The sequence below is a fragment of the Neobacillus phoenicis genome, assembly GCF_047302305.1.
In the GTDB taxonomy this organism is placed as follows: Bacteria; Bacillota; Bacilli; order Bacillales; family Cytobacillaceae; genus Neobacillus.
Window position 1 is genome coordinate 4,974,726 of sequence record NZ_CP154847.1, and the last position, 24,244, is coordinate 4,998,969.

Genomic DNA, 24,244 nt, shown 5'->3' on the forward strand with positions numbered 1-24,244 from the left:
TCTTAAGAAAGAAAAGGATGACCCGAAATCGAGACACCCTTGATGTTTAGTATGTTATTCGATTGAGCTTGACAGTAAATGTAGTCTTTTCATATGGTTTGCTGTTAAGTAAAATTTCTCCGTCCATTTTTTCTACCAGCCTCTTTGTGATTGTTAGACCGAGGCCGCTTCCTTGATATGATTTATTTCGTGAATCTTCTAGAGTGTACATTCTTTCAAACACCAAATCTTTATGAAGCGCACTAATGCCCTTTCCTTTATCCCATACGTCTACATAAACAGAATGTTCATCCGTTCGAAGTGTCAGACCAAGCACTTTCCCCTCACTTCCATATTGGATGGCATTTGATATCAAATTATTCAAGATTCTATCGAGTTCCTCTTCGTTCCCAAGAGCATAAAGATTTTCTTCAGGGAGTTCGATAGCTACGTCAAATCCCTTCGAGGTGAGAACCTCATAAAAGCCTAATATATTTTTCCTGCAAATCTCATTCATGTTCACTCTTGTTAATGGGATGTCTTTATCCCCTGACTCAAGCTTTGCCAAATCAAAGAACCTCTTAATAAGTTCTAGAACTTCCACTGTTTTCCCATGGACCTTTTGCAAAAGTTCATCCGTTTCTTTCTGACTTCTATTTTGGTCATTTAACATAATCTCAATGTACCCTAGTACAACGGTCAGTGGTGTTTTTAAATCATGTGAGATATTCGAAAGCATTTTTCGCATGGATATTTCCGTCTTATTGTAGCTGGCCATGATTTTCTGGTTGTGTTCTAAGAGACGATTGATTTGGATTAATAGCTGTTTCATATCTTCACGATCTGTATGTAGTAGCAGTTTTTCATCGGTTTGTTCGTTGATGATGCGCTGCAGCTTTTTGTAGAGATACGTTAAATTAGACTGGTCACTTTTATTTGATCGATATTGCAAAAAGTTTAGTGCAGCTAATCCAATTATGATAAAGAGTAAAAAGGTGACCATAATTAAAACTCCCCGAGCTTGTAACCAATTCCCCATAAGGTTTTGATGTAATTTGGTGAAGAAGGTTCATCCTCAATTTTTTCTCGTAGTCTTCTCATATGGACGTTGATTACATTTTCATCCCCGAAGTACTCATCTTCCCAAACTAAACTATAGATTTGTGCCTTTGTATAAACGCGGCTTGGATGTGAAGCAAACAATTTCAAGATATGAAACTCCTTTGCCGTTAACTTAATTTCGCTGCCGTTCTTGTGGACGGAGAAATTCTCCAAATCCAGCGTTAAGTCACCAACAGTCAGCAACTTTTTCTCTTGCTTTTGTTCGGTACGAGAATAGTGTGTCGCTCTTCTGATGGCTGCCTTCACCCTAGCCGTCAGCTCAATCATCGAAAACGGCTTAGCAATATAATCATCTGCCCCAAATCCTAATCCTAATGCTTTGTCTAAATCTCCATCCTTAGCCGACATGATTAATACAGGGATCATGCTTTTCTCCCTGATGATTTTCAGAAATTCCATTCCATCAAGCTTAGGCAGCATTAAGTCCAGCAAAATCAAATCAAATGTGTCACGTGAAAATACCTCAAGGGCTTGTTCCCCGTCAAATGCAGGTACCACCTCGTAGCCTTCTTTTGTGAATTGGCCCTTTACCATATCACTGATGGCCGAATCGTCTTCAACTAACAATATTTTGTGTTTCACTTTTTCCTCACCCCGTTTATTCCTATATAGTATATTTCCATATTTTGCATTGAAATTCCTTCAATCGGCCTATAAAAGGAAAAAGAGAGACGGAACTGCCTCTCTTTACCCGCCTATATTATTTCTTATACCGATTAGGTGTGAACTTCTCACTTGCCTTGAAGTTATATACTGGTTTAATGAATCCAGCGATTTCCACGCTTTCATCTATTTTTTCTAAAATTTCCTGCATTGGCTTATAGGCCATTGGTGCTTCGTCTAAGGTTTCTTCGGATACGGACGTCGTCCAAATCCCCTCCATCGTCTGATGAAAATCAGCCATGTTTAAGGTTTTCATTGCTTTTGTTCGGCTTAAGACACGTCCTGCTCCATGTGGTGCTGAATAATTCCACTCTTCATTCCCTTTTCCAACTGCTAATATAGAGCCGTCTCTCATATTGATTGGGATAATAAGTCGCTCTCCTTTTTGTGCAGACACGGCCCCTTTTCGTAAAATCATATTTTCCGTATCAATATAATTGTGGACAGTATCAAAGCGGTCAACCATTTCAAATCTCATGTTTTCCGTAATCGCTCGTGCAATTTCTTCACGGTTAGCTTTTGCAAATGCTTGCGCCAGCTTCATGTCATGCATATAATTATGAAAATCTTCACCTTCCAAATATGCTAAATCATTCGGAATGATTGGATTTTTATCTTTATAGCTTTCAATTGCTGATTGAATCTCGTTTTGTCTACCTTCAGTTTTTAATTGTTCAATGATCTCCGATAAATCATGTTTGCGAAGTTTAGAAATCGCCACTTTTTGATAATGAGTAGCAATTTTCGCCCCAACATAACGGCTACCGGTATGAATTGTTAGGTAATGGTAGCCCTCAGAATCAACAGATACCTCAATAAAGTGGTTTCCTCCACCAAGTGTTCCTAAGCTATACCGACTTCTGTTTTCACTTAAGATCTGCTCCGCTTTAAATTCATGAATGGTAGGAAAACTCGTGTTAATAAATCCGACTGTTTCATCAGAATGGAGTTCCTGCCCGCTTGGTACGTACGTGCGAATGACGTGATCAAGCTTATTAAAATCGACTTTTTTGTCCTGAAGTTTGACCGTAAGCACGCCGCAGCCAACATCCACGCCCACAAGATTCGGCACAACTTTATCCTTCAACTGGATGGTTGTTCCGATGACACATCCTTTTCCCGCGTGATAGTCTGGCATAATACTAATCTTTGTGTCTTTTAAAAATGATTGATTACAAAGTTCTTGAATTTGCTCAATAGCCGTTTCCTGAGGATAATTTGAAAATACTCTCGCTTCTGTTTGTGACCCCGTTATTTTAATCACTCGTTTTCCCTCCTTCAAAAGCAGATTACCAATAGGCTACCATTTATGGAGGATTTGGGCAATGGATTTTTAGTTGATAAAAAAAAGACCTAGTCTATTCAACTAGATCCGCTTTTGAACATCTTCCTTAATTAACTCCACCATATCTTCTGATAAATTAGCCGGAAGCGACGTACCATCTTTAAATACCCAGGCATTCACTACTTCCAGGTCTGCCTTTTTAAACGTAATACTGTAGTCATGATTTTGATAAGAAAAGTCCGCTGTTACATATTCTTCATTATAAAAGTCATCATCAATAATCATATTACTAATTTCAAATGGCTTCACAGTTAGCTCCTTTTTGTCGGTCATTTATGTACTTAGAGTTAACCTTTTCCTCTTGTTTATTCAATTATTTGAGCGGTCTCCAATAATTTTTCTCCCGTCTTCAATAACTCTACAATAAACTCTTTTATATCACCTGTCAGGACTCCACCATGACCCGAACACATTGCCTCAGGGTCAAAGGTAGACAGGATTTCTAACCCATTAAGAAACGGAGGAAGATGTTTGTCTGACACTCCACCATTTCGTAAATACTTCAACCATTTCTCGCGAAGCTCTGTTCCTACCGAGACCAAATCATCTGGTGATAAAGGGTCGCCGAAAAAGCATAAAAAATCTCCCGTAAACAAAATCTTAGACGGTTTATGATAAAAAACAACTGAGCCTGGGGTATGATAGCCAACCAACTGACAATCAAACTCTCCATAACCTCCATTACTAGGCAATTCATATAAAAATTGTTCAGGTTCAGGACTTTCTATCGTCTCTCTCTCATTTGGATGAATCACTTTTTTTGCATGTTTAAAAATAGAGGCAGCTTGTACATGATCCTCATGCCCATGTGTGGCCAAGCAAAGAACCACATCATCGACTGACTTTCCAATGCTGTTTAATGCCTGCTCTATGAACACAGCGTGCTGTTGTTTCCCCGAATCAATCACCGTAACCGACTGTTCTTCTACTATAAAATAACAGTTATTATACGAGCCCCAGCTCTCATCCCAAACAGCTAGCACATATACGTTATCTTTTACCGTTTTAAAAATATTCTCCACCTTTTATCCTCCTAAAAATTCCTCCCTATTCTGTCTTTATATATATTCCATAAACCTTTTCTATTTCCTTTTATTCCTTTGCCAGATCCCTTCGATTGGCAGCTATTGGAGGCTGCTCTAACCACCCATTTGCAATCATAATATTTGCTCCATCCTCCGAATACTTTAAAATCTCAGCATTTAAACGGGAATAGTCAATTACCATATCACTTCTTTGACTTTCAGCAATAGAGACTCCATAGTTGCCTATCCCCACATAAATCATCAGGTTAAAATGAAACATCATTAATTTATCGGAGAAGGGTGATTCAATAGATTCCGTTACCTCCTGGTCATAAGACATAGGAGCAGGAAGGGAATCCATCTCCAAATAACTGCTAAAAACTTTAATGTGCTTTAATAAATTGGCAGTGTTAAATTTGGATGTTGATTTCCGCTCCAGGCACTTCGCTTTCCGCGGGCATGCCGGGGAGCCTCCTCGTCGCTTTGCTCCTGCGGGGTCTCCCCTGCCCCGTACTCCCGCAGGAGTCTTCGTGCCTTCCGCTCCAATCAACATTGTCTATACAAACAACATTAGCATTTAACACAGCCATAATGTAAAAGAGGAGATGCCCGTAGACATCTCCCTGAATGATTAGTAGATCGTTTGCATCCCTTTTCCTGCTACGGTCATCCATTCGAATTGACGAAGTCTTGCTTCGAATAACGTCAATGGATCGCGGAACATTTCGGGATTCGTATTCAATTTGTTCAGCATTTCTTTGTTTGTCTGAATTTCAGTATGTGTCTCATCCACTGAACGATTTAAGATGGTCGCCGGGCTTTTGAAGAACAACGTGACATCTCGTTCTAAGGATTTTTCAAACAACTCAAAGGACTGGAAGAACTGCTGATTAATAGCAGAAATTGCTTCTGAATAATCCTCATTTTCTACAAAGGATTTATATTTATTGTAGAGTAATGCTTTATTTTGAGAGATGGCTCCTAGTAGCTTCCCAGCACTTTTTAAAAGAAATTGTGATGGAGTCCGGCGGAGCAGAATATTAACGGTTTCGAGCTGGAATCGACTTGTCATACGATCCGTATCGCGACGCCAATCATCCAGTACCTTAAAATCACACTCCAGCTTGAGTCGTTCTTCCCCATACATTTGGTTAAAGCCTTCACACATTTCATTTAAATATTCCTGACTTAGATTGAACTCCTCATGACAAGTCTCAATCCAATCCTGGAAGGAGAGGTAGAAATTCGGCATCACCGTTTGTTCTAAATACTCTTGAATCCGTCGATTCATTTCTTCATTAAGGTCAACATGAATTTTACTAAAATTACTATCTTCCTTAATCAAAGAAGAACATTCCTGGAGCATCTTCGGAACAGTTGCCGAAATATCCTGCTGAATGGTTTCCTTTATCGCACGATAGGAACTCACAATAGCCTTCGTTTTTTGAACTTCTGTGTCCTTCAGCTGATTTACGGCTCCATTTAACTTAATTAACATTTCTTCATTCCAGCGGATGGATTCTACTAGCTGATTCTCCACATCAATCCTTTTTTGTAAAAGACTAGAGATCGTGGTACGGATATAGTACAACAGCTTAGCCAAACGCTTATCTTCTATATTTCTTGTATATTTAATAGACTGAATAAATTTGGTTAAGTCCTGCAACTGTTGTTTTCGATCATATTGAGAAGAAAAAGCAAAAACTTTTGCATCAGGTAAAAATGAATGAATCAACGAGCTGGTCTCATCAAAAATTTGAATAGCTTCCTGCTCATTTTCTATCGTATCCATCTTACTTAAAAGAAAATGAACCGGAATGTCTGGTGCTAACTCTTGTATTTGACTAAGTACCATTCGTTCCTTCTCCGAAAACCGCGAATTAGCATCAAGTACAAAAAGAATTCTGTCTGCTACATGCAGGTTCCTTAATACTTCTAACTGTTCATATTGGTTCCCTTTTAATCCAGGGGTATCAATGAAAGCTATTTTATTCTCTTGTAAAAATTGGTTAGGTTGCCTAAATTCGATAATCGCTTCTAAAGCATTTCGGCGTCGATCCATCCGTTCTTGGAAATCAGAAAAATCAGGTAAGATTGTGAAGGTATTATCCGTAATTTCCAGAATTTCTTCTTCCTCTGCATCAGTAAACATCACCACAGTAGAGGTCGAACCATCCTGTAGCTCTTCTCCCATTACGGTGTTAATGAAAGTCGATTTTCCGCTACCAGTTAATCCTGCTATGAATATATGCTGGGTGTCAAAATCACTTAACTGTTCAACGAGCCATTTCACTCGATTATTTTCACCCATGTCATGTGCAACAGCCCAACTTAAGATGCTATTAAGCAGTGATAGACACTCATCTTGCTCATCAAAATGTAATTCGGTTGTACTTAATAAATTTTCTGCTTCACTCACAATTGACCTGCTGATGCTTTCCGGAAAAAGTTCATTCCACGAAAGAACTGCTGCAGATGAAATGACCACAGTTGATTGATCGGCAAGTCTGAACCAATTCGTTAAAAGGTCTGGGATAAATCCTTGCAGCATTTTAATGAAATATCTTCCCTCAATTAAGCTTAAATAAGTTTCCTTATGAAGTTGAGAAAGGATAGTCCAGTTACTGCCTCGATCAATATCAAGATTTAATAACAAGTGATTGATTTCTGAAATCCACGTAAAATATGATTCTTCATTCAGGTAACTCTCCCAAAGAGAAGCAATGAGCCGTTCAAACCTCTCATGATCATGTGCAAACAAGAGAATTAACGCTTGTGAAAAATAACTTGGCTGTTGATGTTTTGTTACACCTTTATCGACATACGTATTTAGCACATCAAACCATTCTAACGATTCTGTGCGTTTCGCTTCATTTACTGCTAATTCAATCGCATTGTTCCAATCCTGCTGTTCTTCAAAAAATACGCGGGCAATTTCCGTCACGTTTGGATAATCTGGATTGGACGCAACGGTCTTTTTAATAGTAGAAACGGCTGCGTCTATTTTGTTTCGCTCAATATATAGTGTAAATAAATGCAAAGCCACTTCTGTATTTAATGTGAGATCATCAGATTGTATAGCTGTATAAAAATCTTCTGCTGTTGATAACAGCCCCAATTGATAATAGGCATCTGCTGTATTTTTCTTTGCCCATGGCTCGAGTTCATCAGTGATATTTTCCCATTTAAAAATGGCTGCCTCGTAATCTTTGTGTTGAAAATACACTTCCCCCTGAGCAAAGCGAATCGATGATAAATCAGGTACATCCTTTTGTGCTTCCTCTTGAAATGCGTCACCAAGCACCTGAATCGGGTGAATATCCTCATGTTCATTAATGAACATTTTATAATAGGTCTTTTCTTTTAATTGCTTTTCTAACGTCATCATATTTCCCTCCAATTGCAACCACTCTATGTCATTCATATGGAAAAGAGGCACAATTATTCCATATAGTATTCGATGTAAGTTCAGAATATAAGTCCCAATTATTAAGATTCTATCAGAGGTATTTTTTAAAAAGATGTCAGTTGTATGTCAATTTGGAGTCAAATGTAACTGAACATAAGAAGAATAGAAGAATTGATTAATAAGACAGATGGGACCTTCTTCCCTTTTATACCACGAGAGACGTATAATAAAACCAAAGAATAGAAGGAGAAGTTCACTTTGGACAAGGAACAAGCGATCGTTTTATCTAATTGTATTGAAAATGCAAATCTCTTTACTTTTGAAATAAAGAAGCTTGAAACAGTTGGCGGTGTTTTACCGAAGTTCCATCAATGGACTAACGGAAAATATACATTAGCTGGATATGAAGTAAACCGGCTAGATAGTGATACAGGCTATTATTTTTTATTCATTGATTGGCATCGCAATGAAAACTACTATTTAGTAATTTATGCACATGACAAGTCCACCACCTGTGCCGAGATTCGGCAAATTCAAGAGATTGGTGGAGCTCCTCATTTTGTTTGGATGTATAAGCCGTTTAAACGCGACGGGAAAAACGACCAAAGAAAAGCCTTTTTTAAACAAATGTTTGGCTCGACAACGGTTCAAATCAAACTCCCTTCCTCTCCGCATGAGATGGATGACTTTTTGAGCCAATTGTTTAAGCTCTGTCAAAACCGGATCAAAGCCGACAAGATTGTTGATGTATTTGACTTTGAAAAATAAGAAAAGGAATGTGAAAAATGACGACCTATAAAAACTGTCAAAGCTGTGGAATGCCCTTAGCAAAAGATGAACTTGGAGGCGGTACGGAAAAAGACGGGAACAAAAGCACCAAGTATTGCAGCCATTGCTATATGAATGGAGAATTCACTTTGCCGGATATCACAGTCGTAGAAATGAAGGAACGAGTAAAACAGAAGATTGTTGAATTTGGAATGCCCAAGTTTATTGCTGGAATGTTTACGAGAAATATACATAAGCTCCAAAGATGGAATCAAAGTAAATAAGCAGAAAAGGAGGCCGTCTTGGCCTCCTTTTTTGTGATAGTTATAACACCTTACTTAAAAATGCTTTTGTGCGTTCTTCCTTTGGATGATCGAATAACTCAATTGGGACATTTTCTTCGACAACTAAGCCACCGTCCATGAAGATTACCCGATCGCCCACTTCTTTAGCAAAGCCCATTTCATGGGTAACCACAACCATGGTCATGCCTTCTTTTGCCAGCTGCTTCATAACCTCTAGTACCTCACCAACCATTTCTGGATCAAGTGCAGATGTCGGTTCATCAAACAGCATGATTTTCGGTTCCATTGCGAGCGCCCTGGCAATTGCTACCCGTTGCTTTTGCCCACCGGATAAAGAATCAGGATAGGCCTCGGCCTTGTCTTCTAATCCTACTTTCCGCAAAAGCTCTAATCCTTTTGCCCTTGCCTTTTCTGCCGGTACATTCCTTACCTTCATAGGGGCAAGCATTATATTTTCAATCACCTTTTTATGCGGAAAAAGATTGAACTGCTGGAACACCATGCCCACTTCAGTCCGGACTTTATTGATATCTGTCTGCTTATCTGTCAAGTCCACTCCTTCAATATAAACGTGGCCACCTGTAATCGTCTCAAGCATGTTAAGGCAGCGCAGAAAAGTGGATTTTCCAGAACCTGATGGTCCAATGACAACTACCACCTCTTGGGGCTTGACCGTAACATTGATATCCTTAAGAACTTCATTACTTCCAAATGACTTTTTCAAATTTCTTACTTCAATCATTCTGTTGCCAACCTCCTTTCAAGACGGGATAACAAGAAGCTTAGTGAGAGAGTTAACACCAGATAAATAACTGCAGCCGTTATATATGGCTCCCAAACCCGGAAATACTGTCCTTGCATAGCTCGTCCCCAATACATTAATTCTGGGGCTGCAATTAGAGCGGCTAGTGACGACTCTTTAACGAGGACAATAAATTCATTTCCTAATGGCGGAATCATTCGTTTAAATGCCTGCGGTAAAATAATATTCCACATAGATTGAACGTGAGTCATCCCTAATGAACGGGCCGCTTCCATTTGCCCTCGATCAATGGACTGAATGCCAGCTCGGAAAATCTCTGCTATATAGGCAGCAGCATTTAACGACAGAGTTAGAATGGCAGCAGCGATAGCGTTTGTACTCCCAGTGAATAAAGGTACCACTGCAAAGTGAATTAGTAGAATTTGCACGAGTAATGGAGTACCACGAAAAAAGGTGATATAAATACTAAAAGGTAAAGCTAAGAGCTTGTTCCTCATCATTTTTCCTAAACCGATTAATAACCCCAGTACCGTTCCAATTATTATACTGGCGATTGAAAGACCAATAGTTAGTAACGTCCCCTTTAGAAAAAAAGGAGCGTACTCAGCTAAAATATCCCAACGAAAATCCATCATTTGATCCCCCTATACAGACATGATGCTCCCTATGCATCGAGTGCGGTTGTTAGACAGTGTTGCAAAAATAACCAAAAATTGCGTAACTGCTGTTTTGAAGAGTTACGCAATTTTTTCAGTACTTATTATTGTTGGTCTTTTAGAATTTGTGTATCTGGCTCTACCTTAAACCATTTTTTGTAAATCTTAGCGTATGTTCCGTTATCAATTACTTCCTTAATTGCTTTATCAAGGTCTGCCTTAAGCTTGCTTCCTTTCGGCATCATTAGCCCATAAAATTCTTTTGCAAAGGCACCTGAATCTTCAATAACGACGAATTTATCTTTCGGGTTATTTTTCACATATTCTTCAACAACGGTATTATCCGCAACAACTGCGTCTGCCCCGCCGCTCTTTAATTCAAGAATTGCTAGATTATTATTTTCGAATTTTTTAATTTTCTCATTGTTTTTACCTAATAAGCCTTCAACAGCTTCTTGTCCAGTCGTTGCGTTTTGAACAGCAACTGTTTTACCATTCTTTAAATCTGCTGCACTCTTAATATCGCTGCCTTCTGGTACGAGAATTTTATTAGTTGATAAAAAGTACGGCACGGTAAAGTCGTATGATTGCTTCCGCTCATCGTTAATCGTGATGGCAGAGATTCCAAGATCAGCAGTTTTCTTGTCCAGTTCCACAAATAATGGATCCCAACCTACATGTTCCACCTTTACTTTAACTCCTGCTTCCTTAGCAACTGCGTTAATGAAATCAATATCAAAACCTACAACTTCTCCTTTGTCCTGATATTCAAATGGCGCATATGCAGCATCGGTAACGACTCTTAATGTTTTTCCTCCATCGCCTCCTGTTTTACTTGTCCCACAGGCTGATAGAATTAAGAGAAATGCCACCATGAAAACGGTTGAAACTAATTTTAATTTCTTCATTTCTAGACCTCCATTATTTTTTTATAAAAACAATTTTACCAAATCTTAATAATATTTTGAATATAAATGATTATAACTTTTTTTGTGTTTATATTCAATCGTTAAAATTTTCTCACTATAGTAATACACTAATAGACTACCGTAATAAAGTCTTTTTTAAATTGGGCATTCGCCGTTACCCACCGAAAGTCCCGGCATAATTTATAGGGTATATATCATGTTAGGAGAGATGCCCAATGAACCCTTATGGTTATTATCAACATCCACAAATGCCGATTGAATATCATAGCTATGTTCCAGCTGAACAAATGAATTCTTATGTAACACACGATCCTTATGTAACTCAAGACCTTTATGCAACACACGACCCTTATGCAACACAAATCCAACATGACCCAAATCGCCAGCCTCAACAGCTAGAGCGTCGAGTCAATCAACTAGAAAGACAAAATGAACGCCAGGAAAGAGAAATCAACCAACTTCAAAGAGATGTGAATCAGCTTCAACGCCGCCTCCAACGAGTTAACCAACGTGTTCGCGTTCTTGAAAGAAGATTTAACGTTCCATTCACACCGTTTGATGGAGAGTATTAATAGTCATTTAAGAAGAACCAGGCGCGTACTGTCTGGTTCTTTTTTTATATAAATCTTACATAGTTATGAGCGTTTCTCCCATTGATTTTCGCCATCTGGAAAAATCCTGTTACCTTTTCTTACACAGTTACTGACAAAGGGTACAAATTCAGATAAGTTTTTCAATATAAACACAGAGAGGAAGATTATATATGTATCAAAGACAAGAGATTCAATTAGCAGAAAAGATTCTTCAGTTAGATAGGTTACGAGATGAATTGTACGAGGAACTAATGAAGGTCATGGGTTCCCAGGCAAACGACCTTTTAAGAAAACTACAAAATTATTAGAATCATGAGGAGGGAAAAATTTGGCCACTCATTTACGTAAAGGCCTCGAACGGCTAAAACAATTTTATATAAAAAAATTAATGGAATCGGAACAACAAAGCGGCGGTACATCCGCCAGCGAGCTTCATACCCTTACCATCAGAGAACTCGCAAATCTTTATAAAAAAACATACCCCGCTAATAAGTAATATCACTTCTACTCAAATAACCTTTTCAAAAAAATTATGCATGATAGTACCAAAATCCAGTCCGATGTGAGAAAATCTAACGTATAATGTAATGTATATTGTGAATTTTCCAACTAAAACACGAACGGGTGTGGTGAGAGTTTAAATGGGGAAAGATTTATCATATAAAGATAAGAAGGTAATCACAATTGGAATCGTTAGAGATCTTACGGGTCTTTCAGAAAGACAAATAAGATATTACGAAGAGCGGAAACTTATTTTTCCTGAAAGATCAGCAGGAGGCAGCCGAAAATTCTCTTTTTCCGATGTTGAATTGTTAATGGAAATCGCCAATAAAATCGAAGACGGTATTCAAACACATGAAATTAGAAAAGAAATGCTTCGCGAGCAAAAGAAAATCAACCAGGATGCTATTCGCCGGAAGATGATCCAAGGACAGCTGAATGCTCAATTTGGCATTCGAAAAAATTAAATCCCTATTTATTGCCTTGACTCCTTGTTAGGAGCAAGGTTTTTTTATGCTAAAATCCCCTATCAACCTCAAAAATAGCTCATCCTTCAAAAACCATGTTAGATAACCTTACAAACTTATAGATTCAACCACTTATTCATGTAAAAATACAACTACACTAAATGTTAAAAAAATTAACATTATTCTAAAGGGGGAGAAAAATGGATACTTTATTTTTAATGAACAGTTTATGGGTAATGGTTAGTGCTGTACTCGTTATTTTAATGATCGGAGGGTTTATCCTTCTTGAAACCGGATCAACAAGAATGAAGAATGCAGGACATATTGCTGGGAAAACCATCCTAACCTTTGGAATAAGCTCCATTGTGTTTTGGGCAGTAGGATATGGGTTGATCTTTGGGAAAGGAAATTCCATCATCGGTTTTTCCAACTTCTTATATTCCGGGTATGATATCAAAGGCTTATCATTATCTGGATCGGTTTTCTTTTTATTTCAATTAGCATTTGCAGGGATTTCATTAACGATTGCATTTGGCGGATTTGCAGAACGAGCTAAATTGAGTGCCTACCTTGTCTTCGCCGTACTTTTCTCGGTCATCGTCTATCCGCCGATCGCTCACTGGATTTGGGGAGGCGGCTGGTTAGCGGAACATGGAAAACAAGATTTTGCAGGTTCAACGGTTGTTCACTTAACAGGGGCAATGGCAGCTCTTGCTGCTACTATTCTCTTAAAACCTCGGATTGGGAAGTTTAATAAAGATGGTTCAGCCAATAACCTTTCCGGCCATAACCAAGTCTTCACTGCGTTAAGCGTATTACTTTTATGGGTAGGATGGTTTGGATTTAATGCTGGTAGTACCCTATCGGTTGACAAAGGATTTTTCGGATTCGTGGCCATTAATACAAATCTTGCGGCTGCAGCTGGAACGGTTGCTGCAATGATTATTTCTTGGATGGTTTTGGGTAAAGCTGATGTGCCTATGATGTTAAACGGCGCGTTAGCTGGTTTAGTTGCCATTACAGCCTCTTGTGCATTTGTTGAAACATGGGCCGCTGTTCTAATCGGCTTTATTTCCGGCATCTTAGTTTTTTATAGCATTCGTTTCTTTGAAAGCAGAGGAATTGATGATCCGATAGCCGCTTTGTCTGTGCACGGAACCGCTGGTGTATGGGGAACACTATCCACTGGATTCTTTGCAACTAAAGAATTAGCTACAGTCGGAAAGCCAGGGTTATTTTACGGAGGAGGGTTCCACCAGCTGGGCGTTCAAGCACTTGGCGTATTCACTTGTGCAGCCTTCGCCTTCATTGTTTCGTTTATCTTACTGGCCTTAATGAAAAAGTTTATGAATGGGCTGCGTGTAACAGAGGAAGAGGAAATCATCGGCCTCGATATGAGCGAGCATGGGAGCTATGGATACCCAGAATTGCTAACAACTGAGCAAAAAGTAAAAGCTCAATAATAATGATCGGCGAGACTGACTCTCATTCATGTGGGTCAGCCTCTGCCTTTTTCATTTTTTGATAGGAGGTGGTAAGGATGGATTCTACAACATACGAAAACATAGGAAATTATAGAAAGGCTCATATACTAAAAGTCTCACATGATCATTTTCAATTAAACCAACTACATCATCAAATATTGACTAAAGTTTTAGAAGCTGCTATTAATCATGTTTCCGTTCGCTTTGGTCCCCCGCCTTCACCCTTCTCCTTCTTTGTTATGGGAAGTGCCGGCCGGCAAGAGCAATCGATTTGGAGCGACCAGGATCATGGGATCGTTTATCAACATCTAAGTGAGGAGGGAAGGTCCTACTTTTTGACACTTGGAAAGGAAATCTCAAAAGGGCTATATCAAGCTGGATATCCTTATTGTGACGGGGGAATCATGGCTGGTAATCCTTTTTGGTGTAAATCCATAAACGAATGGCAGGAACAACTTGCGAACTGGACATTAGAAGCCTCCTGGGAGTCTATCAGGTATCTGCTAATCTTTCTTGATGCTCGGTCAGTTTATGGTGAAGGTGAGTATGTGAATGTCTTAAAAAACCAAATCTATCAAACCATTAATAAAAATCATCTTCATACAAAATTACTCAACAATACTTTGCATCTAAAAAAAGGAATTAACGTGTTAGGCCAGCTTTTAGTAGAGACACATGGCTCCCATACAGGTTCATTAAACCTAAAAGAACTCGGCTTTTTACCTTATGTGAATGCCGTACGGTTGGCAGCTATTAAAGAGAACGTGTTGGAAACAGCTACTCTTTCGCGGTTAGAAAAAATACCTGCGACATGGTTGTCAACGAAAGAAAGAGAGTACTATATCGATCAATTTACAAGGTTGCTCAACTACCGGCTATTATTTTGTCATTCAAGCGATTATGATTCGGGGCATTATCTGCCTATCAACCGTTTATCCAAAGAGCAAACGAAAGAGATAAAAGAAATCATTAAAAGTGGAGCCTCCCTCTATCACACCGTTAGAAAGTTACTAGAGAAGGAAGATTATTATGGGGATGAATGAGATGATCCAATTTTTTAAACAAATATCGGGTAAGCTGAGTCCTACTATTTATGCAGGTGTTCAAGGGCAATCGACTCCACAGCAAATCGCTTTTCTTAGACAGTTACAAAGAGAAATGAAACAAAAAAGCACCTTAGACTCTCCTCTTAACGAGTTAAAAGTAGTCGTGTTTGACATAGAAACGACTGGATTTTATCCCGAAAAGGGGGATCAAGTGATTTCCATAGGGGCCGTGAAGATGGTGGGTTGCCAAATCTTGGAGACAGAAACATTTTATTCTTTAGTTAAATCAGACCTTCCACTTACAGAGGAAATTTCTACACTTACTAATATCCAAGATTCCGAGTTGCAGATGGCACCTCCTGGATCGGATGTTTTAATCCAATTTATCCAATTTATTAATAGTGATATTTTGATCGCACATCATGCAAATCATGAGCAATCCTTTATGCAGAAAATGACTTGGGACCTATTACGAACAAAATTTAATCACCGAATTATAGATACCTCGTTCTTAATTCGACTTTTTAACCCTTCAATCAAATCTTTACCCCTTGAAGAGGTTTGTACTCAATGTGGAATTGAAGTGAAAAATCGGCATCACGCCCTCGGAGATGCGTTGATGACCGCACAGATCTGGAGCCACTTTTTACAGCTGGCGCAATTAAGAGGATTTACCAATTTGCAGGAGGTATATGAATACCTTGCTAAAATAGGTTAATAGAAAACACTATCCTAAAAGTGTTTTCTTCTATCATTCTCTTTATTATTAGTAATCATTTCAATCGCGACCCTCTTATCTTTTTTTCGCCCCCCTCTCTATTTAAAAAATTTTTTTGAAATTTTTTTCCCTCCTTTTTCCTATAAGAACAAGAATGTAAACGCTACCAATTATTTTGACTGTTTTGAATTGTCAGATTTTTATGTTGACCATGTTATCGTTTGGTTGTATGATTATCGAAAATAATCATCCATCATTAACACAGCCTTTGCACATCACTTTTTCTACGATGGGCAAGGGAAGTATTTTTAAAAAAATATTTAATCATTTAAAGCGGTTTATCCCGCATTAACGGGCAGTAAATTTTCATTATAATAATAAAACCAAGAAGCATAGATGAAGTAACTGCCCGTAAATGCCCGATTGGTTCAACTAACAATCATTGGGAAAAAGCCCCCAATGATTGAAGTTTCACGTTATCACTAAAGAGGAGTGGTTAGGTTGGGAAGTCAATGGATATTCCTTGGCGGCGAGTTCGTCAAGAAAGAGGATGCTGTTATTTCAGTATATGATCACGGTTTTTTATATGGAGATGGAGTATTTGAAGGCATTCGTGTATACAGCGGAAACGTCTTTAGACTCGACGCTCACCTGAAAAGACTGTACGAATCAGCTCAATCCATTATGCTGAATATTCCATATACACAGGAGGAAATGACGCAATTAGTTGTTGAGACAATTAGAAAAAATCAGCTGGACAGCGCCTATATTCGTGTCGTTGTTTCACGTGGTAGAGGAAATTTAGGCCTGGACCCTTCATCCTGCTCCAATCCAAACGTAATCATTATTGCTGAGGAACTAAGCATGTATCCAAAGGAATTTTACGAAAATGGAATTAAAATAGCTTCCGTAGCTAGCAGAAGGAATCGCCCAGACGTATTAAGTCCACAGGTTAAATCACTTAATTACTTAAATAATATTCTTGTAAAAATGGAAGCCAATCAAGTGGGGGTTCAGGAAGCCCTCATGCTGAATGACCAAGGTTATGTGACTGAAGGTTCAGCTGACAATATCTTCATTGTAAAGAATGGTGTCATTTACACCCCTCCTGTTTACTTAGGAGCATTAGAAGGAATTACTCGGAACGCCATCATTGATGTGGCAAGAGCCAAAGGGTACGAGGTGAGAGAATTACCGTTTACCAGACATGATGTGTATGTGGCCGATGAGGTGTTCTTAACCGGAACAGCAGTAGAAGTCATTGCCGTTATTGAAGTCGATCAACGGGTCATCAAAAACGGGAAACCTGGTGAAGTTACAAATGAACTACTTAAAGAATTTAGACGAATTGTCACAACAGACGGAGTGGCTTGTTACCCTGAAGGTGCAAACCATGCCATTGTCAGTTAGGAGATAGATACATGCGAAGCGATATGATTAAAAAGGGAATTGACCGTGCCCCCCACCGCAGCCTTTTATATGCAACTGGGGTAAAAACGAGTGATTTAGAAAAACCGTTTATCGGGGTATGTAACTCGTTTATTGAAATTATTCCCGGACATAAACACCTTAATCATTTCGGTGAGATTGTAAAAGAGGCCATCCGCGAAGCTGGTGGAATTCCTTTTGAATTTAATACAATTGGCGTTGATGACGGAATAGCAATGGGACATATCGGCATGCGCTATTCCCTCCCAAGCCGTGAGATTATTGCCGACAGTGCCGAAACAGTTATTAATGCCCATTGGTTTGATGGTGTGTTTTACATTCCAAACTGTGACAAAATCACACCTGGAATGCTGATGGCTGCCGCAAGAACGAATGTCCCCTCTGTTTTTGTTTCAGGTGGTCCAATGGAAGCAGGTGTATCTCCTTCCACAGGGAAAAACCTTTCCCTCACTTCTGTATTTGAGGGTGTGGGTGCTTACCATAACGGCACCATTAGTCAGCAGCAGCTTCTTGAAATTGAAACTGAAGCCTGCCCAACTTGTGGTTCTTGTTCTGGAATGTTTACAGCCAACTCCATGAACTGCCTCATGGAAGTGTTAGGAATGACGGTGCCTGGAAACGGAACGATCGTGGCTACTTCTGAAGAAAGACACGAATTAATTCGTCAGGCAGCTAGACATTTAATTGACCTGGTGAAAAAAGATATTCGTCCACGTGACATTATAACGAGAGAAGCCATTGATAATGCTTTTGCTTTAGATATGGCAATGGGTGGCTCAACGAACACTGTTTTACACACATTAGCTATTGCCCATGAAGCCGGTATCGATTACGATCTTCGCGAGATTAATAAAATTGCTGAAAGAGTTCCTTATCTTTCTAAGATTATGCCAGCATCTGATTATTCGATGGATGATGTTCACCGGGCCGGCGGGGTTAGCGCGATTATCAACGAGCTTTATAAAGTCGAAGGTGCGCTACATAAAGACTGCTTAACGATTACCGGAAACACGCTTGAAGAAAATGTGAAAGATGCAACAATCACCAATGAAATGGTTATTCGTACGAAAGATAATCCATATAGTCCTGTAGGGGGCCTTTCCATCCTTTATGGAAACATTGCTCCAGATGGTGGCGTCATTAAGGTTGGTGCTGTTGATCCTTCGATTAAAACATTCCTAGGAGACGCAATCGTATTTGAATCCCAGGATGAAGCATTAGAAAGCATTCATAACGGAACGGTTAAAGCCGGTCATGTAGTGGTCATCCGCTACGAAGGTCCAAAAGGTGGTCCAGGAATGCCGGAAATGTTAGCTCCTACCTCCGCTATTATGGGCAGGGGCTTAGGAAAAGAAGTTGCCCTAATCACAGATGGCCGTTTCTCAGGTGCAAGCCGCGGAATTTCCATTGGTCATATCTCCCCTGAAGCAGCAGAAGGCGGACCGATTGGCCTTGTTGAAAATGGCGACAAAATCTTAATTGATTTAGAAGCGCGTTCAATAGAACTACTCGTTGATGAAGAAGTGTTAACAGCTAGACTTGCTGCATGGGTAAAGCCAGAACCAAAAATCAAATCTGGCTACCTAGCAAAATATGCAAAGCTTGTTACCTCTGCTAATACAGGCGGGGTTATGAAAATATAATATTTCGCAAAGTTAATAGATAAAAGGGATCCACTAGTGCCCCTCCCCTTCCACAGAGAAGTAAAGGTACTAGACCATTCGTTCCATCCTTGACAACCAAATACGATAAATCGATGACGGGAAAAAAGGAATAAGAATATGCATTTTCAGAGAGCTGGGGTTGCTGGAAGCCCAGTAATGCACCTTATTCCGACATCATCCCTGAGTATTGGGCTGAACGGTTTCACTTAGTAGGCTCAATCAGGTGTTGTTTCTTAACACCTGTTACCAAAAGAAGCGTTATTCTATTTGTTGTCGCTTCATAAGGCAGTATTCGTAAGAATGCTGTAAAAACCGGGTGGTACCGAGAAAAAGAAAGGCCTTTTCTCCCCGATTATTCTGCTATTGATGTACTTCACTGCAGTCTATTCGAGGAAAATAGGGCCTTTTTTACTATTTTTGGGGACCAATATTTTATCAAAACCACAGCTTTACGCTGAGTTTTTCTAATATTCAAATATCCACAAGGAGGGATTACGACGTGAAAGTAGAAGCAAAAAAGCTGGAATTCCAAACCAGTACTGAACCCAAAACTGGTGCTGACCTTCTAATCGACTTATTGAAACAAGAAGGTGTTGATACATTATTTGGGTATCCAGGAGGTGCAGTCCTTCCAATTTATGATGCTATCTATCGGGCACAAGGAACCATCAACCACATCCTTTTCCGCCACGAGCAAGGTATGATCCATGCTGCTGAAGGATATGCCCGGATTACTGGAAGACCTGGAGTAGTCATTGCCACTTCGGGACCAGGAGCTACTAATCTGGTAACTGGAATTACAGATGCCATGATGGATTCCCTGCCGCTCGTAGTATTCACAGGGCAGGTTGCACGAAGTGTCATCGGAACAGATGCCTTCCAGGAAGCTGATGTGATGGCTATTACAACACCCATCACCAAACATAACTTCCAAGTGCAATCCATATCCGATTTGCCAAGAATCGTGAAGGAAGCTTTCCATATTGCTTCTACCGGCAGGCCAGGCCCAGTCTTAGTCGACATTCCAAAAGATATTTCGGCAGGAGCATTAACCGAAGAACCCAATGATGGGTTTATTGATTTACCAGGCTACCAGCCAACAACCAAACCGAATCCACTGCAAATAAAAAAACTGGCAGATTCTATTTCTAAAGCGAAGAAGCCTGTTGTACTTGCTGGAGCAGGCGTTCTTCACGGAAAAGCTTCAGCTGAACTGACTGCTTTTGCCGAAAAATACGATCTTCCTGTAGTCACCACACTACTCGGATTAGGCACCTTTCCTGCTGATAGCCCTCTCTCCTTAGGAATGGGTGGAATGCATGGAACGTATGCCGCAAACATGGCTTTGCATGATTGTGATTTACTTATCAATTTTGGTGCACGCTTCGATGACCGATTAACAGGCAATCTTAAACACTTTGCCCCATATGCGAAGGTCGCTCATATCGACATTGACCCTGCTGAAATCGGCAAAAATGTGCCAACACAAATTCCGATTGTTTCTGATACACGTGAAGCGTTAAAGGAATTAGCCCAACATGAAGTAGAACCACCTGAACACCAAGTATGGCTCGAAACCCTCCAACAGTATAAACAGGAATATCCGCTTTGGTATAAGCATGATCCAAACGGAATGTGTCCGCAGTGGGTAATTGAAGCAGTGCATAAGGTAACAAATGGAAACGCCATTGTTGCAACCGACGTAGGGCAGCATCAAATGTGGGCAGCACAGTTCTACACCTTTAAACAGCCACATCGCTGGATCACATCAGGCGGACTTGGAACCATGGGCTTTGGCTTCCCTGCAGCCATTGGGGCACAAATTGCCTCACCAGAAAGCACAGTTGTAGCAATTGTTGGAGACGGTGGTTTCCAAATGACACTTCAGGAATTATCGGTCATCTATGAAAGAAACCTTCCTGTAAAAATTATTATCGTCAACAATGGAGCACTCGGAATGGTTCGCCAATGGCAGGAACTATTGCATGGAAACCGCATTTCTGAGTCCATCCTTCATACACAGCCTGATTTCGTCAAACTGGCTGAAAGCTACTCGATTCGCGGTGTGAAAGTAAACACTCAGGAAGAACTCATTACCGTCTTACCAGAAGTTTTTGCACACAATGGCCCAGTTCTTGTTGATTGCCGCGTGCTTCAACAGGAAAAAGTTTTTCCAATGATTGCACCAGGCAAAGGAATCCATGAAATGATTGGGGTGAAACCATGAAACGGATTATAACAGCCACTGTTCAAGACCGAAGCGGTGTACTAAACCGGGTCACTGGCCTCCTTCAAAGACGTCAATTCAATATTTCAAGCATCTCTGTTGGGCCGACTGAAACCGAAGGCGTCTCCAAAATGACCTTAGTAGTCGAAGTAGAAGACGACCAACGTCTTGAACAGGTTACTAAACAATTAAACAAGCAAATTGATGTTCTAAAAGTGTCCGATATTACGGATAAAGCCATTGTTGCAAGAGAGCTCGCCCTCATCAAGGTAGCTAGCAGCAGCCAGCTCCGAAGCGAAATCAACGGAATTATTGATCCGTTCCGTGCCTTAATTATCGATGTCAGCAAAGATAGTTTAGCAGTCCAAATCACAGGCCGTCCTGATAAAATCGATGCCTTGATTGAGCTGCTCCGTCCATACGGCATTAAAGAAATTGCCAGAACGGGATTGACTGCCCTCCAACGAGGTCATCAGCCGCAAGTAAACGAACTAGCTACTTACTCACTATTAAAATAAAAACTATTCCTGAAAGGATGATTCATAATGGTAAAAGTACTTTATAACGGAGATATTCAAGAGGCAGTTTTACAAGGGAAAAAGATTGCAGTAATCGGATATGGTTCACAAGGTCATGCACATGCCTTGAACTTAAAAGAAAGCGGCTTTGATGTAGTGGTTGGTCTAAGAGCCGGTAAATCATGGGATAAGGCAGTTGAAGATGGTGTGGATGTTCGATCGGTTGCTGAGGCAACAGCGGTTGCCGATGTGGTCATGGTCCTCCTTCCAGACGAAATGCAGCCTAAAGTGTACGAGGAAAGTATCAAACCGAATCTTGAAGCAGGTAATGCTCTTGTTTTTGCCCACGGCTTTAACGTTCATTTTAGCCAAATCGTTCCGCCGGCGGATGTCGATGTATTCCTAGTTGCACCTAAAGGACCAGGACATTTAGTACGACGCACATACACTGAAGGCGCTGGTGTTCCTGCCCTTTATGCTGTTTACCAAGACTACACTGGTCAAGCGCGTGACGTAGCTCTTGCTTATGCAAAAGGAATTGGTTCCGCTCGTGCAGGCGTGTTAGAAACGACTTTCCAAGAAGAAACAGAAACAGATCTATTCGGAGAACAGGCTGTCCTTTGTGGCGGTACTACCGCTCTAATCAAAGCGGGCTTCGAAACTTTAGTAGAAGCTGGCTATCAGCCTGAGGTTGCGTACTTCGAGTGTTTACATGAATTGAAATTAATCGTGGACCTTTTATATGAAGGTGGTTTAGAAAACATGCGTTACTCGATCTCTGACACAGCACAATGGGGAGATTTTGTTTCAGGACCTCGTGTGGTAAATGAAGATACAAAAGCCCGTATGAAGGAAGTATTAAAGGATATTCAAACTGGTGTGTTTGCAAAAGGCTGGATCTTAGAAAACCAAGCAAATCGCCCACAATTCAACGCCATCAACCGCGCTGAAAACAATCATCAAATCGAGACTGTTGGCAGAGAGCTTCGTGCATTAATGCCTTTCATTAAAAAGCCAGTAAATGCAAAGAAGGAAGTGGTGGTAAATGGTTCACGTTAACATCTTTGATACAACCTTACGCGATGGTGAGCAGTCCCCAGGTGTGAATTTAAACCAGCTCGAAAAGTTAGAAATTGCGAGACAGCTTGAACGATTTGGTGTAGATATTATGGAGGCCGGCTTCCCGGCTTCCTCACAAGGAGATTTTGAAGCAGTACGAGCGATTGCCCAAACAATTAAAAACGCATCCGTCACAGGCTTGGCACGCGCGACAAAATCAGACATTGACATTGCGTGGGATGCCTTAAAAGATGCAGCTGAACCAAGATTGCATGTGTTTCTTGCTACCTCCCCTATCCATATGAAATATAAGTTAATGAAAACACCGGAACAAGTCACACAAACGGCGGTCGATATGGTCGCTTATGCGCGCCAACGATTCCCGCATGTGGAATGGTCTGCAGAGGATGCTTCCCGATCTGACCTTGATTTTCTCGTTCAGATTATTACAAAGGTGATTGATGCAGGAGCAACCGTCATCAACCTTCCAGATACAGTTGGTTATACCACACCGGAAGAATATGGCCGCATGTTCCGCTACATTAGAGAAAACGTACCTAATATTCATAAAGTAGCCCTATCCTGTCACTGTCACGATGACCTAGGTATGGCGGTAGCTAATAGCCTTGCTGCCATAGAAAATGGAGTGACCCAAGTTGAGGGCACGATTAACGGAATTGGTGAACGGGCTGGCAACGCTTCTCTAGAGGAGATTGCTGTCGCCTTAAACATCCGAAAAGATAAATATCCTTACACAACGAATCTAGTATTAAAAGAAATCAAACGTACGAGCGATCTTGTCAGCCGTTTTACAGGCATGTTGGTTCCCCCTAACAAAGCGGTTGTTGGAAAAAATGCCTTTGCCCATGAGTCAGGCATTCATCAGGATGGTGTCTTAAAAAACACGTTAACCTATGAAATTATCACCCCTGAATTAGTTGGGGTTAAATCTAATGATTTGGTCCTTGGAAAACATTCTGGCAGACATGCATTCAAAGATAAAATTGAGCAAATGGGTTATACCCTATCACCTGAAAAACTAGGTGAAGCTTTCACTGCATTTAAGCAATTAACTGATCGCAAAAAAGAAGTAACGGACGAGGATTTATTTACGATTTTAACCGATATTCAAACGACAGCAGTCGATGTGAAAAAATATGAGCTTGTTGCTTTCCAAGTACAATACGGTTCAGCAAACCTCCCAACTGCGACGGTAGCGTTAACTACTCCAGAAGGAATCCGTGTAGAAACCGCGCGTACAGGATCAGGAAGTGTTGAGGCGCTAATGAACACATTAGAAGCACTCATTAAAGAAGAAATTCATTTAACTGATTTTAGATTGAGTTCAGTTGGCCAAGGCCGCGATGCCCTTGCAGAAGTTCACGTAAAAATGACCGTTAACGGCACTAAAGTCAGCGGCCGCGGCTCAGCACAGGATGTCTTAGAAGCATCAGCTAAGTCATTCTTAAACGCAGTCAATCGAGTATTTTATACCCAAAAAGCATTAGTGAAAGAAACAGCTATTTCTTAAATATTAGGGCGTTTACTAGCGCC

The 24,244-nt window shown here is 40.3% G+C and carries 25 protein-coding genes; 15 read left to right on the forward strand and 10 right to left on the reverse strand.

Translation table 11 applies throughout. The features are described from left to right. Nucleotides 1-46: 46 nt before the first annotated feature. The 7 genes from AA0X95_RS25385 to AA0X95_RS25415 all read right to left on the reverse strand — a co-directional run bounded on the left by AA0X95_RS25385 (nt 47) and on the right by AA0X95_RS25415 (nt 7,522). Complete coding sequence (locus AA0X95_RS25385) at nt 47-982, reverse strand: sensor histidine kinase (protein WP_413303081.1); 936 nt, start codon at nt 980-982, stop codon at nt 47-49. A 2-nt stretch (nt 983-984) separates the two neighbouring features. Then, complete coding sequence (locus tag AA0X95_RS25390) at nt 985-1,683, reverse strand: response regulator transcription factor (RefSeq protein ID WP_413303084.1); 699 nt, start codon at nt 1,681-1,683, stop codon at nt 985-987. Between the two features lie 118 nt (nt 1,684-1,801). Beyond that, on the reverse strand, nt 1,802-3,028 hold the full coding sequence (locus AA0X95_RS25395; protein WP_413303086.1) for an RtcB family protein: 1,227 nt from the start codon (nt 3,026-3,028) through the stop codon (nt 1,802-1,804). Between the two features lie 102 nt (nt 3,029-3,130). Next, entirely contained in the window at nt 3,131-3,358 is a 228-nt protein-coding gene (locus AA0X95_RS25400) for a hypothetical protein (RefSeq protein ID WP_413303088.1), read from the reverse strand. A 56-nt stretch (nt 3,359-3,414) separates the two neighbouring features. Next, the gene (locus AA0X95_RS25405) at nt 3,415-4,131 is read right to left on the reverse strand and encodes an MBL fold metallo-hydrolase (RefSeq protein WP_413303090.1); all 717 of its coding nucleotides are present in this window, start codon (nt 4,129-4,131) and stop codon (nt 3,415-3,417) included. 70 nt (nt 4,132-4,201) lie between these two features. Further along, nucleotides 4,202-4,687, reverse strand: a complete 486-nt coding sequence (locus AA0X95_RS25410; protein ID WP_413303092.1) for a DUF3231 family protein — start codon at nt 4,685-4,687, stop codon at nt 4,202-4,204. A gap of 78 nt (nt 4,688-4,765) precedes the next feature. Next, the gene (locus AA0X95_RS25415) at nt 4,766-7,522 is read right to left on the reverse strand and encodes a GTPase domain-containing protein (protein ID WP_413303095.1); all 2,757 of its coding nucleotides are present in this window, start codon (nt 7,520-7,522) and stop codon (nt 4,766-4,768) included. 279 nt (nt 7,523-7,801) lie between these two features. Between AA0X95_RS25415 and AA0X95_RS25420 the strand changes: the two genes are divergently transcribed. Beyond that, nucleotides 7,802-8,311 carry a hypothetical protein gene (locus AA0X95_RS25420; protein WP_413303097.1) on the forward strand — a complete coding sequence of 170 codons (510 nt, stop codon included), beginning with the start codon at nt 7,802-7,804 and terminating at the stop codon, nt 8,309-8,311. A 17-nt stretch (nt 8,312-8,328) separates the two neighbouring features. After that, entirely contained in the window at nt 8,329-8,595 is a 267-nt protein-coding gene (locus AA0X95_RS25425; RefSeq protein ID WP_413303100.1) for a zinc ribbon domain-containing protein, read from the forward strand. 40 nt (nt 8,596-8,635) lie between these two features. Here AA0X95_RS25425 and AA0X95_RS25430 read toward each other — a convergent pair whose 3' ends face one another. The 3 genes from AA0X95_RS25430 to AA0X95_RS25440 form a co-directional block, all read right to left on the reverse strand. Continuing rightward, nucleotides 8,636-9,358 (reverse strand): amino acid ABC transporter ATP-binding protein, encoded by a 723-nt coding sequence (locus AA0X95_RS25430; protein ID WP_413303102.1) that lies wholly within the window; start codon nt 9,356-9,358, stop codon nt 8,636-8,638. Further along, nucleotides 9,355-10,011, reverse strand: a complete 657-nt coding sequence (locus AA0X95_RS25435) for an amino acid ABC transporter permease (RefSeq protein WP_413310256.1) — start codon at nt 10,009-10,011, stop codon at nt 9,355-9,357. The genes AA0X95_RS25430 and AA0X95_RS25435 overlap by 4 nt, the downstream gene beginning before the upstream one ends. Before the next feature lie 128 nt (nt 10,012-10,139). Then, nucleotides 10,140-10,943: a basic amino acid ABC transporter substrate-binding protein gene (locus tag AA0X95_RS25440; RefSeq protein ID WP_413303105.1), complete on the reverse strand. Its 804-nt coding sequence runs from the start codon at nt 10,941-10,943 to the stop codon at nt 10,140-10,142. A gap of 236 nt (nt 10,944-11,179) precedes the next feature. On the opposite strand from AA0X95_RS25440, the gene AA0X95_RS25445 reads away from it, so the two are divergent. From AA0X95_RS25445 to AA0X95_RS25505, 13 genes are all read left to right on the forward strand, one after another. Then, the gene (locus AA0X95_RS25445; RefSeq protein WP_413303107.1) at nt 11,180-11,536 is read left to right on the forward strand and encodes a hypothetical protein; all 357 of its coding nucleotides are present in this window, start codon (nt 11,180-11,182) and stop codon (nt 11,534-11,536) included. Between the two features lie 191 nt (nt 11,537-11,727). Further along, complete coding sequence (locus AA0X95_RS25450; protein WP_308080990.1) at nt 11,728-11,865, forward strand: hypothetical protein; 138 nt, start codon at nt 11,728-11,730, stop codon at nt 11,863-11,865. Between the two features lie 20 nt (nt 11,866-11,885). Then, the gene (locus AA0X95_RS25455) at nt 11,886-12,053 is read left to right on the forward strand and encodes a hypothetical protein (protein WP_413303110.1); all 168 of its coding nucleotides are present in this window, start codon (nt 11,886-11,888) and stop codon (nt 12,051-12,053) included. Nucleotides 12,054-12,198: 145 nt separating this feature from the next. Beyond that, the gene (locus AA0X95_RS25460; protein WP_309866895.1) at nt 12,199-12,525 is read left to right on the forward strand and encodes a MerR family transcriptional regulator; all 327 of its coding nucleotides are present in this window, start codon (nt 12,199-12,201) and stop codon (nt 12,523-12,525) included. 200 nt (nt 12,526-12,725) lie between these two features. After that, complete coding sequence (locus AA0X95_RS25465; protein ID WP_413303112.1) at nt 12,726-13,988, forward strand: ammonium transporter; 1,263 nt, start codon at nt 12,726-12,728, stop codon at nt 13,986-13,988. Nucleotides 13,989-14,065: 77 nt separating this feature from the next. After that, complete coding sequence (locus AA0X95_RS25470; RefSeq protein WP_413303114.1) at nt 14,066-15,052, forward strand: DUF294 nucleotidyltransferase-like domain-containing protein; 987 nt, start codon at nt 14,066-14,068, stop codon at nt 15,050-15,052. Between the two features lies 1 nt (nt 15,053). After that, on the forward strand, nt 15,054-15,773 hold the full coding sequence (locus AA0X95_RS25475) for an exonuclease domain-containing protein (RefSeq protein ID WP_413303116.1): 720 nt from the start codon (nt 15,054-15,056) through the stop codon (nt 15,771-15,773). A 501-nt stretch (nt 15,774-16,274) separates the two neighbouring features. Next, nucleotides 16,275-17,183, forward strand: coding sequence for a branched-chain-amino-acid transaminase (gene ilvE, locus AA0X95_RS25480; protein WP_413303119.1), 909 nt, complete (start codon nt 16,275-16,277; stop codon nt 17,181-17,183). Nucleotides 17,184-17,194: 11 nt separating this feature from the next. Beyond that, nucleotides 17,195-18,865: a dihydroxy-acid dehydratase gene (ilvD, locus tag AA0X95_RS25485; RefSeq protein WP_413303122.1), complete on the forward strand. Its 1,671-nt coding sequence runs from the start codon at nt 17,195-17,197 to the stop codon at nt 18,863-18,865. 520 nt (nt 18,866-19,385) lie between these two features. Then, nucleotides 19,386-21,113 (forward strand): acetolactate synthase large subunit, encoded by a 1,728-nt coding sequence (gene ilvB / locus AA0X95_RS25490; protein WP_413303124.1) that lies wholly within the window; start codon nt 19,386-19,388, stop codon nt 21,111-21,113. Further along, a complete protein-coding gene (gene ilvN / locus AA0X95_RS25495; RefSeq protein ID WP_309866912.1) occupies nt 21,110-21,631 on the forward strand; it encodes an acetolactate synthase small subunit in 522 nt (173 codons plus the stop codon). The genes ilvB and ilvN overlap by 4 nt, the downstream gene beginning before the upstream one ends. Nucleotides 21,632-21,658: 27 nt before the next feature. After that, nucleotides 21,659-22,690 carry a ketol-acid reductoisomerase gene (gene ilvC / locus AA0X95_RS25500; RefSeq protein ID WP_413303126.1) on the forward strand — a complete coding sequence of 344 codons (1,032 nt, stop codon included), beginning with the start codon at nt 21,659-21,661 and terminating at the stop codon, nt 22,688-22,690. Beyond that, the gene (locus AA0X95_RS25505; protein WP_413303129.1) at nt 22,677-24,221 is read left to right on the forward strand and encodes a 2-isopropylmalate synthase; all 1,545 of its coding nucleotides are present in this window, start codon (nt 22,677-22,679) and stop codon (nt 24,219-24,221) included. The genes ilvC and AA0X95_RS25505 overlap by 14 nt, the downstream gene beginning before the upstream one ends. Nucleotides 24,222-24,244 lie beyond the last annotated feature (23 nt).

Bases quoted from the DNA above. Each gene is read 5' to 3' on its own strand.
- AA0X95_RS25385 (WP_413303081.1), bottom strand. From the start codon at position 982: ATGGTCACCTTTTTACTCTTTATCATAATTGGATTAGCTGCACTAAAC.
- AA0X95_RS25410 (WP_413303092.1), bottom strand. From the start codon at position 4,687: ATGTTGATTGGAGCGGAAGGCACGAAGACTCCTGCGGGAGTACGGGGC.
- AA0X95_RS25415 (WP_413303095.1), bottom strand. From the start codon at position 7,522: ATGATGACGTTAGAAAAGCAATTAAAAGAAAAGACCTATTATAAAATG.
- AA0X95_RS25425 (WP_413303100.1), top strand. From the start codon at position 8,329: ATGACGACCTATAAAAACTGTCAAAGCTGTGGAATGCCCTTAGCAAAA.
- AA0X95_RS25430 (WP_413303102.1), bottom strand. From the start codon at position 9,358: ATGATTGAAGTAAGAAATTTGAAAAAGTCATTTGGAAGTAATGAAGTT.
- AA0X95_RS25435 (WP_413310256.1), bottom strand. From the start codon at position 10,011: ATGGATTTTCGTTGGGATATTTTAGCTGAGTACGCTCCTTTTTTTCTA.
- AA0X95_RS25440 (WP_413303105.1), bottom strand. From the start codon at position 10,943: ATGAAGAAATTAAAATTAGTTTCAACCGTTTTCATGGTGGCATTTCTC.
- AA0X95_RS25445 (WP_413303107.1), top strand. From the start codon at position 11,180: ATGAACCCTTATGGTTATTATCAACATCCACAAATGCCGATTGAATAT.
- AA0X95_RS25450 (WP_308080990.1), top strand. From the start codon at position 11,728: ATGTATCAAAGACAAGAGATTCAATTAGCAGAAAAGATTCTTCAGTTA.
- AA0X95_RS25460 (WP_309866895.1), top strand. From the start codon at position 12,199: ATGGGGAAAGATTTATCATATAAAGATAAGAAGGTAATCACAATTGGA.
- AA0X95_RS25465 (WP_413303112.1), top strand. From the start codon at position 12,726: ATGGATACTTTATTTTTAATGAACAGTTTATGGGTAATGGTTAGTGCT.
- AA0X95_RS25470 (WP_413303114.1), top strand. From the start codon at position 14,066: ATGGATTCTACAACATACGAAAACATAGGAAATTATAGAAAGGCTCAT.
- AA0X95_RS25475 (WP_413303116.1), top strand. From the start codon at position 15,054: ATGATCCAATTTTTTAAACAAATATCGGGTAAGCTGAGTCCTACTATT.
- ilvD (WP_413303122.1), top strand. From the start codon at position 17,195: ATGCGAAGCGATATGATTAAAAAGGGAATTGACCGTGCCCCCCACCGC.
- ilvN (WP_309866912.1), top strand. From the start codon at position 21,110: ATGAAACGGATTATAACAGCCACTGTTCAAGACCGAAGCGGTGTACTA.
- ilvC (WP_413303126.1), top strand. From the start codon at position 21,659: ATGGTAAAAGTACTTTATAACGGAGATATTCAAGAGGCAGTTTTACAA.
- AA0X95_RS25505 (WP_413303129.1), top strand. From the start codon at position 22,677: ATGGTTCACGTTAACATCTTTGATACAACCTTACGCGATGGTGAGCAG.